Source organism: Citrobacter sp. Cpo100 (genome assembly GCF_030332595.1).
Taxonomy (GTDB): Bacteria; Pseudomonadota; Gammaproteobacteria; order Enterobacterales; family Enterobacteriaceae; genus Citrobacter; species Citrobacter portucalensis.
Genome location: NZ_JAOWHM010000036.1, coordinates 87,274 through 98,659, shown reverse-complemented (window position 1 = coordinate 98,659; position 11,386 = coordinate 87,274). Strand labels below are relative to the sequence as shown.

5 protein-coding genes and 2 tRNA genes are annotated in these 11,386 nt (G+C 54.9%); 3 read left to right on the top strand and 4 right to left on the bottom strand.

What is annotated here, in order from left to right:
* Position 1 precedes the first annotated feature (1 nt).
* Positions 2–78, top strand: a tRNA-Met gene (locus OGX96_RS15160).
* Between the two features lie 33 nt (positions 79–111).
* Positions 112–188: transfer RNA gene (locus OGX96_RS15155), tRNA-Met, on the top strand.
* A 74-nt stretch (positions 189–262) separates the two neighbouring features.
* Here OGX96_RS15155 and amiC read toward each other — a convergent pair.
* The gene (gene amiC / locus OGX96_RS15150) at positions 263–1,516 is read right to left on the bottom strand and encodes an N-acetylmuramoyl-L-alanine amidase AmiC (RefSeq protein ID WP_048215635.1); all 1,254 of its coding nucleotides are present in this window, start codon (positions 1,514–1,516) and stop codon (positions 263–265) included.
* A gap of 234 nt (positions 1,517–1,750) precedes the next feature.
* Here amiC and argA point away from each other — a divergent pair, with 234 nt between their 5' ends.
* Positions 1,751–3,082 (top strand): amino-acid N-acetyltransferase, encoded by a 1,332-nt coding sequence (argA, locus tag OGX96_RS15145; RefSeq protein WP_142878800.1) that lies wholly within the window; start codon positions 1,751–1,753, stop codon positions 3,080–3,082.
* 44 nt (positions 3,083–3,126) lie between these two features.
* On the opposite strand, the gene recD is transcribed toward argA, so the two are convergent.
* Genes recD through ptrA form a run of 3 tightly spaced genes read right to left on the bottom strand, consistent with a single transcriptional unit; the run spans position 3,127 to position 11,379 of the window.
* A complete protein-coding gene (gene recD, locus OGX96_RS15140; protein WP_198801790.1) occupies positions 3,127–4,956 on the bottom strand; it encodes an exodeoxyribonuclease V subunit alpha in 1,830 nt (609 codons plus the stop codon).
* Positions 4,953–8,498 (bottom strand): exodeoxyribonuclease V subunit beta, encoded by a 3,546-nt coding sequence (recB, locus tag OGX96_RS15135; protein ID WP_198801789.1) that lies wholly within the window; start codon positions 8,496–8,498, stop codon positions 4,953–4,955. The genes recD and recB overlap by 4 nt, the downstream gene beginning before the upstream one ends.
* Positions 8,491–11,379: a pitrilysin gene (gene ptrA, locus OGX96_RS15130; protein ID WP_198801788.1), complete on the bottom strand. Its 2,889-nt coding sequence runs from the start codon at positions 11,377–11,379 to the stop codon at positions 8,491–8,493. Before ptrA ends, recB begins: the two co-directional genes overlap by 8 nt.
* Positions 11,380–11,386: the final 7 nt, after the last annotated feature.

Here is an 11,386-nt window from a genome sequence, read left to right as displayed (position 1 = left end):
ACGCGGGGTGGAGCAGCCTGGTAGCTCGTCGGGCTCATAACCCGAAGGTCGTCAGTTCAAATCTGGCCCCCGCAACCAATCAAATTTGATAAAATATAAGCAGTACGGTGACGCGGGGTGGAGCAGCCTGGTAGCTCGTCGGGCTCATAACCCGAAGGTCGTCGGTTCAAATCCGGCCCCCGCAACCAACACATTAAACACCTTAACGGGTGTTTTTTTGTTTCTGCCGCCCATAAAAAAAGCGCTTTTCAGCGCTTTTTTGTTATCCCCTTCTCGCCAGCGTCGCCCCATCGGCGAAGTAGGCTTTAATCCCTGCCAGAATAGACTCTGCAACTTCCTGCTGGAAGGTCGCCGTTTTGAGTTTGCGCTCTTCCTCAACGTTACTGATAAATGCCGTTTCGACCAGAATAGACGGGATATCCGGCGCTTTTAGTACCGCAAACCCGGCCTGTTCAACCTGGTTCTTGTGCAGATTGTTGATTTTGCCAAGCTTACTCAATACCGCTTTACCAAACTTCAGACTGTCGGCGATGGTCAGCGACTGCACCATGTCGAACATGGTGTGGTCGACATAGCGGTCACCGCTCTTACTGACGCCACCAATGAGATCCGAGGCGTTCTGGGTCTGCGCCAGATATTTCGCGGCGGTACTTGTCGCACCTTTGGTCGAGAGCGCAAACACCGACGAACCGCTGGGTTGTCGACTGGTAAAGGCATCGGCGTGAATAGAGACAAACAGGTCAGCACGCTGCTTCTGCGCTTTCGCCACGCGGACTTTAAGCGGAATGAAGATATCTTCATTTCGTGTCATAAAGACCTTCATGTTGCCCTCTTTCTCTATGAGGGCTCGCAGGCGGCGGGCAATCTGCAGCACCACATCCTTTTCACGCGTCTTGTATTTCCCCACCGCACCGGAGTCTTCTCCGCCGTGGCCTGGATCCAGCATAATGACAATGGGACGATCGCGCCCCGCTTTACCCGGCTGCGGGCCACTTTGTGCAGGTGGCACCTGTTTATCCAGATCGCCCTTGTTGTAATCTTCCAGCAATGCCAGCAGCGGATCCTGAACGTCCTGGGCATTCGCGGGATAGAGATCCATTACCAGACGTTCTTTAAAGCCTGCCACCGGAGCCAGCGCAAAAAGTTGCGGCTTCACATTCTGTTTCAGCTCGAACACCATCCGCACGGTCTTTGGATCAAACTGACCAACGCGCGCCGACTTAATATACGGATCGTCAGGACGAATCTGCGTCCCAATGCCCTTGAGCACCGAGTTCAAATTAACGTCTTCAATATCCACAACCACACGCTCAGGATTACTCAGGGCAAACTGTTTGTATTTCAGCAGACGGTTAGATTCTACCGTGACGCGAGTGTAGCTGGACGCAGGCCAGATACGTACGGCAACGACCTGACTCACGGCCGCCAGACCCACCTGGCTGACGCTCAAAAGCCACATAGCACCCGCACCTTTCAATAAACGGCGGCGACTGATTGCTGAATTGGATCCCGACATGCTTCTCCCGAGCAAAGAAATCTTTTTTAGAGGTAATACGTAAAACGTCCGAATTGACCGGAAACTTTAGCGAATGACGCATAATCTGTCATCTATAAAAGGGTAAACATTCTTTTTATATTCACGGCATTACTGAGAAAAATCTTCGGCATGGGTAAAAATTACGCTTGCGCACAGCGCAAAAACAGAATAAAAATACACAAATTACGAATAATCATGCAATGAGGGTGTGCCGTGGTGAAGGAGCGTAGAACCGAACTGGTACAGGGATTCCGCCATTCTGTTCCCTATATCAATACCCATCGGGGAAAAACGTTTGTCATTATGCTGGGCGGCGAAGCCATCGAGCATGAAAACTTTTCCAGTATCGTCAATGACATTGGTCTTCTTCATAGCCTCGGCATCCGCCTGGTCGTGGTCTATGGCGCACGACCGCAGATTGATGCCAATCTTGCGGCGCATCATCATGAGCCGGTGTACCACAAAAATACGCGCGTTACCGACGCTAAAACGCTGGAGCTGGTCAAGCAGGCTGCGGGATTACTTCAGCTTGATATTACCGCCCGCCTGTCGATGAGCCTGAATAATACGCCATTGCAGGGTGCTCACATCAATGTGGTCAGCGGTAATTTTATTATCTCCCAGCCGCTGGGCGTTGATGACGGCGTAGATTACTGCCATAGCGGGCGTATTCGTCGTATTGATGAAGATGCCATTCACCGCCAGTTAGACAGCGGCGCAATTGTGCTGATGGGCCCGGTTGCCGTTTCCGTCACCGGTGAGAGCTTTAACCTGACGTCAGAAGAGGTCGCCACGCAGTTGGCTATCAAACTGAAGGCCGAGAAAATGATCGGCTTTTGCTCCTCTCAGGGTGTCACCAACGATGACGGCGATATTATTTCCGAGCTGTTTCCTAACGAAGCTCAGGCTCGCGTTGAGTTGCAGGAAGAGAAAGGCGATTACAGCTCCGGCACGGTGCGCTTCCTGCGTGGGGCAGTGAAGGCCTGTCGCAGTGGCGTACGTCGCTGCCACCTGATCAGTTATCAGGAAGATGGTGCATTGCTGCAGGAACTGTTCTCCCGCGACGGGATCGGTACGCAGATCGTAATGGAAAGCGCCGAGCAGATCCGTCGCGCTACCATTAACGATATCGGCGGGATTCTGGAGCTTATCCGCCCGCTGGAGCAGCAAGGTATTCTGGTGCGCCGCTCGCGCGAGCAGTTGGAAATGGAGATCGACAAATTCACGATTATTCAGCGTGATAACCTGACCATCGCCTGTGCCGCTCTGTACCCTTTTCCGGAAGAGAAGATTGGCGAAATGGCGTGTGTAGCAGTGCATCCGGACTACCGTAGCTCGTCACGCGGGGAAGTGTTGCTGGAACGAATCGCCGCGCAGGCCCGGCAAATGGGGTTGAGCAAGCTGTTTGTGTTAACCACACGCAGCATCCACTGGTTCCAGGAGCGCGGCTTCACGCCGGTGGATATCGACCTGCTGCCGGAAAGCAAGAAAGAGATGTACAACTATCAGCGGCGGTCAAAAGTGCTGATGGCGGATTTGGCATAGGAGTGGTTGCCGGATGCGGCATAACTGCCTTATCCGGCCTACATCTACATCATGCCGTCATTAAATAATGCTGACAGTCCGCTGCGGCGTTCAGTGCGGGTGGCAATGGCGCGGCTCAATATCCGCTCATCGGCATACAGCGACAGGCGGCGACGCGCGCGGGTAACGGCGGTATAGACCAGCTCGCGGGTAACCACGGGTGAATGCTGGCTGGGTAAAATCAACGCCGCGTGGTCAAACTCAGATCCCTGCGATTTGTGCACCGTCATCGCCCAGGTGGTTTCATGTTCAGGCAAGCGGCTGGGCTGCACCGATTTGATAGAACCATCCGGCAACGCAAACCACACCCTCAGGCCCTGTCCACGGTCAAGGGCAATGCCGATATCACCGTTAAATAATCCCAGCGAACTGTCATTGCGCGCGATCATCACCGGCCTTCCCTCATACCAGCGGCTATGCGTCGAACGATGAATTTTACGTTTTTGCGCCATCACCTGCTCAATGCGTTCATTCAAACCACTAACGCCAAACGGACCTTCCCGCAGGGCGCATAGCAGTTGATACTCATTGAAGGCCTGAATGACAGCCCCCGGTTCGGCACCCCCGTGCAGCAAATCCAGGTAGTGCCCATATCCCGACAGCGCCTCATCCAGCATCGCGGCATAATCCTCGCTGCTGTGTAGCGTGCGTTTTTCGATGTCGCTAAATCCCTGCTGGAACACCGTTTTTATCGCAGTTTTGTCGCCGCGATTAATCGCCGCGGCCAACTGACCGATTCCGGAATCGCTGCCGAAACGGTAGCTCTTTTGCAGCAGGCACAGACTGTCGCGCAACGCTGCTGCCTGAATTCCCGAACCGGCAGGAATAGCGCTCCCGGTCAGGCGACTGAGCTGGCGGGCGCGTTCCGGGGTAAACCCGTCACCGACGAAAGCACAGATATCCCCCAGCACGGCCCCCGCTTCGACGGAAGCGAGCTGGTCGCGATCGCCCAGAAAAATCACCCGTCCGTGCGGCGGCAGCGCATCGATAAGGCGCGACATCATCGGTAAATCAATCATCGAGGCTTCATCCACCACCAGCACATCCAAATGCAGCGGGTTTCCCGCATGATGACGCAGGTGCTGACTGCCAGGCTGAGCGCCTAATAATCGATGCAGCGTACTGGCGTCATCGGGGATGCGTTTCTTTTGCTCATCGGTTAGCGGTAGCTCTCGTAACGCCGCTCCCAGTGAGGCGGTCAGGCGCGCAGCCGCTTTTCCCGTTGGCGCCGCCAGTCGAATACGACAGCGCTCACCGTCGGCCATTTGAATCAACGCCGCCAGCAGCCTTGCGACCGTTGTCGTTTTTCCCGTCCCCGGTCCGCCTGAGATCACCGATATCCGGCGGGTGAGCGCAACAGCAGCGGCTACTTTTTGCCAGTTAACCCCCTCCGATGGCGGAAACAGCGCCTCCAGCGTGTGGGTCAGCCGTTGTTCATCCACTTCAATAGCGTGGTTCACTTCACTGAAAAAGCGAGCTACCGTACGTTCGTTGTGCCACATCCGGTTCAGATACAAGCGATCGCCGTACAGCACCAGCGGCGTGGGTTGCTCGCCACGGCTTACCGCACTGGAAGCCAGCAGACATTCCGCCCAGTCTTCTGGTTCGCCCGTTTCAGCGAGCCAGGCGCTTAACAGAGGATGCGCGTCCTCGCTCAGAGATAACCGTGAAAGCGGTAAGCAGACGTGCCCTTCTCCCGCTTCACGACTGAGCAACGCCGCAGCCAGCGCAACGGCAGGGTTGTCACTTCCGGCAACCGCCAGCGCGAACTGAGCATCCAGAGGCCGGAGCTGTTTTTGCTCAACAGCCTCCAGAAATCGTTTCTGGATTGTCATAACATCGTCTCCTGCACCGCACCGGCAAACATCTCGTCCATCAATGCAATCAACTCTCCGTCAGGTCGGGTCGCGTAAATTCCCTGCTGCGGATTTTCACTGTCAACGCCGCGCAGGAAGAGATAGATAACGCCGCCAAAATGGCGTTCATAATCGTAATCAGCAATGCGATGGCGTAAGTAGCGATGCAGCGCGAGGGTATAAAGTTGGTATTGAAGGTCGTAGCGATGCGCCTGCATGGCAGAGGCCATTGCCTGCTGCGTATAGGCGGAGCTGTCTTCACCCAGCCAGTTCGATTTGTAATCGAGCAGGTAATAACGCCCCTGGTGGCGAAATACCAGGTCAATAAAGCCTTTCAGCATGCCGCGAACCTGCATAAAGTCCAACGCAGGGCACCCCGCCGAGAGCGGATCGTATTGGCGAATTAACGCATCAAGCTGGTTGGCCATCAACGGCTGCGAAATCGGCAGATAAAACTCCATCTCCACCTGTTTTTCTCGCGCGGAAAGCTGGCTCAAACTCACGCCCGTCTCGTTGAGAGGCGCCTGCAAAATGGCGTCCAGCCATTCGGTCAAAACCGGCGTCCAGTGTGCGTCATAACCGCCCAACGCCAGTTGCTCCTCGACCCAATGCGGATCCACCGGTTGCGTAAAATCGAGGTCTTCAAACAGGCTATGCAAGAACGTACCCGGCGAAGCGCCGCGCGGGAACTGGTGCGGTGTGAGTCCTGGTTCTTCAATAACCTCACCGACGCCTGCGGCATCGATATCCAGTCGTGGGATCAGATCCTGCGCGATACCCTGTCCACGCTGTTGCAGACCGGAATAACTGGTCACGCGCCAGCTATCGCCGGGCTTACGCTGCAGTATTTTAGCACTCAGTTCGCTGCTAACGGCCTGCGCAACCTGCCAGGGTTCACCGTCAGGCTGCGCGGGAGTCTGGCAAGCAATATCGTTGCTACAAAGCGCTTCAATCGCGCTACGCAGACCCACGGCATCCATCGGCTCACCTTTTTGCAACAGGCGACCAAGTGCACTCTGATGCACATCGGTATCCCCTTTTTTATCGCCCCGACGTCGTACCAACGGCGCAACGCCAAGGCTGCAATGCCATACCGAACGGGTTAGCGCGACATACAGCAAACGCAGATCTTCCGCCAGACGCTCTGCTTCGGCTAGCTCAACGCTCTCCTCAGCATCGCTGAGATCCAGCACGGCTTCAAAAGAGCTACGATCGTGGTAGAAAGCCTGATCCTGAACGCGGAAATTGGTGATAAACGGCAGCCAGACCAGCGGATACTCCAGCCCTTTCGATTTATGGATGGTGACGATTTTGACCAGATGCTTGTCGCTTTCCAGCCTGAGCTGCTGGCTGGACGCGTTGCTGTCGGGTTCAAGAATATGCTGGGACAACCAGCGCACCAGCGCATGCTCGCTTTCCAGCTGCGAGCCCGCTTCCTGCAACAGTTCGCTGATATGTAAAATGTCGGTCAGTCGACGTTCGCCTCCCGCCGTCGCCAGCAGGTTCTCTGCAATCTGTCGAGCCGTCATCAGCGCACGTAGCATCGGCATCACGCCGCGTTTATGCCAGATCTGACGATAGCCGTCGAATTCTTCGACCACCGCATCCCAGGCATTCTCGTCGGTATTTAACGCTTCAATATCCTGCGCATTCAGCCCCATCATTGAGGTCGCCAGCGCGCTACGCAACGTGTTCTCACGTTCCGGCGTCATCACCGCCTGCAGCACCCATAGCAACTCCTGCGCTTCCAGTGTTTCAAATACGCTGTCACGGTTGGAGAGGTAGACAGAGGGAATGGCCAGTTGCGTCAGCGCATCACGGACCAGCGCCGCCTCCTGGCGGCTACGCACCAGTACGCTGATGTCCGACGCGCGTACCGGGCTGGATGCTTTGCCACTGACCAGTTGCGCAGCGCCAGAATGCCCAGCCTTAAGCCAGTCGCGAATTTGTGTGGCGCACACCTGGGCCATGTAGCTCTGATAATCGCCTACGCCGCAACTTTCTCCTTCCATCAGCCACATACTCATAGCTGGCTGCGTTTCGCCGTGTAAAACAAACCGTAACGCCTGGTTTTTTTCTGCGGATTTTACCGGGCTGAAAGGGATTTCGCGGAACATAAAGGCGTCGTCCATCTGGCTGAAAAGCGTATTCACGCTATTGACCATGCCGGGGGCCGAACGCCAGTTGGTATCAAGCGTATAGTGTGCGCTGACTTCGCTGCGCGCCTTCATATAGGTGAAGATATCCGCGCCGCGAAACGCGTAAATTGCCTGTTTCGGATCACCAATTAGCAGCAGTGCGGTATCCGGCTGATGCTGCCAGATCCGACGAAAAATACGGTACTGCTGTGGATCGGTATCCTGGAATTCATCGATCATGGCGACCGGAAAACGAGTACGAATAGCCGTCGCCAGCGCATCGCCGCTTTCACTGCGCAACGCCGCATCCAGCCGGCTGAGCATATCGTCAAAACCCAGCTCGCCGCGGCGACGTTTTTCCTCGGCAACTGCCGAGCGGATCTCCGCCAGCGCCCGGGTGATCACCAGATCGCGGAGAGTTAACGGTTCGCTAAGCAGTTCATCAATAGCGACAAACAGCGGGTGCTGAGGGGTTATCCCGCCCGCTTTGGTTCGCTCTTCCAGAAAACGCTGTGAGAATTTCTCCAGCGCGTCAGGAAGCTGGTAACTTTGTGTTTCTTCCTGCGCCCACGCGCTGATCTTTTCGATCCACTTGCCCTGATTACCGCGATTAAATTTACGCCGGTCAATTCCGGAGGCTTCCATCAGGCCATCCAGCTCATCAACAGAATCACACCATTGCTGCTTGATCTGGTTAATGCGCGCGAGAATTTGTTCATGCCGGGAGGCCAGCGTTTCGTCATCAGACGGTGGCGCCTTGATAACCGGCGCTTCCCCCTGCAGATAGCGATCGATATCTCTCAGCAGCGCTTGCGGTCCTTTCCACGTTTCAAAAACCACCTGCGCAATGTCGCGGGGCAGCGGGTAGCAGTGCCGACGCCAGAAGTCCGCGCAGGCCTGATAGCGCAGCAGCGATTCATCTTCTATCAGTTGCTGTTCGAACAGCATGCCTGACTCAAAGGCATTGAGACTGAGCATACGCTGACAAAAGCCGTGGATGGTAAACACCGCCGCTTCATCCATCTGTCTTTCAGCCAATAGCAGCCACTGCGCGGCCTGTTTTTTATCGGCAATTTCATCTAACAAACGGACATATAGCGGGTTGTCGGTGGTTTCACGCAGGCAGGCAATTCGCAGTTCATGAATATTGCTACGAATTCGACCGCGCAACTCTTCGGTAGCCGCCTCGGTGAAGGTGACCACCAGCAGTTCTTCGACGGTCAGAGGACGAGGAAAGGCAGCAGAGCCGCCCAGTCCAAGCAGTAAACGTAAATACAGGGCGGCGATGGTAAAGGTTTTACCGGTGCCCGCAGAGGCTTCAATCAGACGCTCGCCCGTCAGGGGCAAGCGCAGTGGATCAAGGGACTCAGCGGCATCATTCATTCTTATCACTCATCAGGGGTAAGGTTTGCTGCAACGCGCTGACGGTCTGCCACACTTTCCAGCCTTCCGGGTGCACATATTCTGCTTTCCCATTCTGACTGCCGGAAACCTGTGACAATATCGCCATGCCTTGCGGCTCAACCACCGCCTGATGGAAGAAGTCGGCAAGTTTTTGCGGCGTCAGCAGTTTAATCTGAGCCACTATTTTATCACGTGAATCGAAGCGCATATTGCCGCGATCAAAATCTTTGCTTAACTGTGAGGCTTCTGCCCCCAGCGTTTGCGGCGCCTGCAGCATTTGCGCAATAATCGCCTGCTGAATTTGCGCGAACTCTTCAGGTTTCATCGCCCGCAGCTTCGCTTCCGCCGTCGGGAAGAACGCTTTATAACGCTCCCAGAGGTAAGACGGCTGCTTATCACTGCTTTGCAGCAGGAACCCCATTCCCCACTGACGGCCAACACTCATCGGGAAAGCAAATACGGCGTAGCCTAACTGTTCTTCAGTACGCAGCTGATTGTAGAACCACGGCTGAACAATCTGACCTAACATAGCGCTGTAGGCTGAACTGGCGTATTCATCGTATCCGGTTGGCACAAATACCGCCGCCAGCGCTGAATCCGTGCTGCTGCCTGCTTTTTCAAAGATGACGGACTGCTTCTTGTCCACAACCACATCTTTGTTGCGACACCACTGTGACCCGTTCGCACCAAGCTGTTTTTGGATATCCCGCGCCATGCTCGTTGTCTGAGCTTCGCTCATATTGCCAATGACCAGGAATTCAGGTCGCGCACCGGTTTTTAAAGCGTCGCGGTAGGTCATCACCTCTTTCAGGGTGATGGAAGGCAGCAGCTTACGGCGCTCGTCGCGGGAGAAGTACGGCACCTGAGAAAGCATCTGCACCGGCATAATAGCCTGATCGTAAGCTTTACCCTTTTCTGCGGAATCCATCATCTGGGCATACCAGGATTTCGCCTGTTCCAGCTGTTCGTCCGTTGAGGTATAGCTGAAATAGCCGCTCAGCAGCGCCTGAAAAAGCTGCGGCAAACGTTGGGTGTAGCCGTTGGCGTTAAGCATCAACCCATTGTTAGCGTTGGTAGAGAAACCAATTCCACCTACCGATGCCTGGTTACTTAACTGATCAAGCGCAATCCCTGCCAGGTAATCGTTAAGTGCGAATAAGACCTGGTTGCGGGCGCTGTCCATGGCTTTCGGGTTACGCAGGATCACGCTGACGTCAGCCTTCGGCTCGCTGGCAAAATACTGGCTCGGGGCATACACCACGCGTAAATCCGGCTCATCAACGATCAGCTCTGGGTGAGCGTATTTTTTATCCGTCTTAATCAGCGTGAAATCATCCGGAATGTAGGGGTTCAACTCCGGTAACGACAGCGCAATGCCCTGCGCTTTTTGCTGCCAGTCGGCAAAGGTTTTGTCGCTGATTTTATCCACCTGGTAAGGCGCATCGACAAAATAAGCGGTTTTATTATGTGGCTCTTTCGCGCTGATATACCAGATACGCGCATTCTGCGGCGTCATCATTGCCAGACGTTGCTCAACGGCTTTCGCATCGTACTGGTCAGCAATATTCACCGCATCCAGCGTATGCTCGACGGGAACGCGGATCATGGTATCAGCCAGCCATTCCACGTAGTCCATATCACGGGTGATGGAGGGATAACGGAAATCGAGGTCCAGCACGTGCGCCAGCTCGTCAAAATAGCGTTTATCGACACCTTTCTCGCGTAACAAATTGAGGTAGCTAAAAATTGCCGCGACAACTTCATCGCGGTTCGCCAACCCCTTGTCGGTTAACGTCGCGGAAATGGCTAATACGCCGCTGTTCCCGTTGACCACCGGATCGGAGTCTGCGCGAATACCTTCAACCAGGCCCTGCTTTTGCAGCCAGTCAGACAACGTGCCCGGGCTACGATTGCCAATCAGGTAGGTCACCAGTTCATCGGTTTTACTGCGGAACTGCGCGCTGTTGTTATCGATACGAAACTCGACGCGCAATACTTTACGCGGCATTGCCGGAACATAGTGGATGATGATGCCCTTTTGCGCATCAGTGACGACCGGGACGCTAATCTCAGGCTTTGCGATATTCCTGTTCGGTACGCGCCCAAAGGTGTCAGCCGCTATCCGCGCCAGCTCTGGCAGCGGTTTATTGCTATAAATCACCGCCTTCATCAGGTTCGCAGAGTAGTACTTTTCATGAAATTTTTGTAATGCTTGCAGCACCGGGTTGCCCGGTTTATCGCTTAATGTCTCAAGATTCCCGCCAGAGAAACGCGAACCTGGGTGCGCCGGGTTGATCGTCTCAGCGCTCACCTGCGCCATACGCATCCCGTCTCGGGTACGCGCCAGTGTCAGCTCGGAGTTAACCGCGTTACGCTCGCGGTCGGCATATTTTTTATCCAGCAATGGATCGGCAATAGCATCCGCCAGGCGATCCACCGCCCCCACCAGCGCGTCGTTTTCGACTTCAAGATAGAAGGCCGTACGATAAGGCGCTGTGCTGGCATTGTGGCTACCGCCGTGCATTTTCAGGAATTCAGCCAGGCTGTCCGGCTGTGGGTATTTTTTCGAGCCCATCAGACACATGTGTTCGAGATAGTGCGCCAGCCCCTGATGATCGTCCGGATCTTCCAGCGAGCCCACGGGGACTACCAGTGCAGAAAGGGATTTCACGGCCTGAGGATCGGATACCAGCAGCACAACCATGCCGTTATCAAGGCGCACGGCCTGATACTGACGGGTGTCTTTATCGCTTTTACGGATGGTTTCAGCTAAAGGCTGCCAACCGGTATCTGCCTGACTTACGGGAACCCAAAGGGCGACGAACAACAGTAATGCGCTGAACCAGGTGCTGCGGGGCATTCACAAA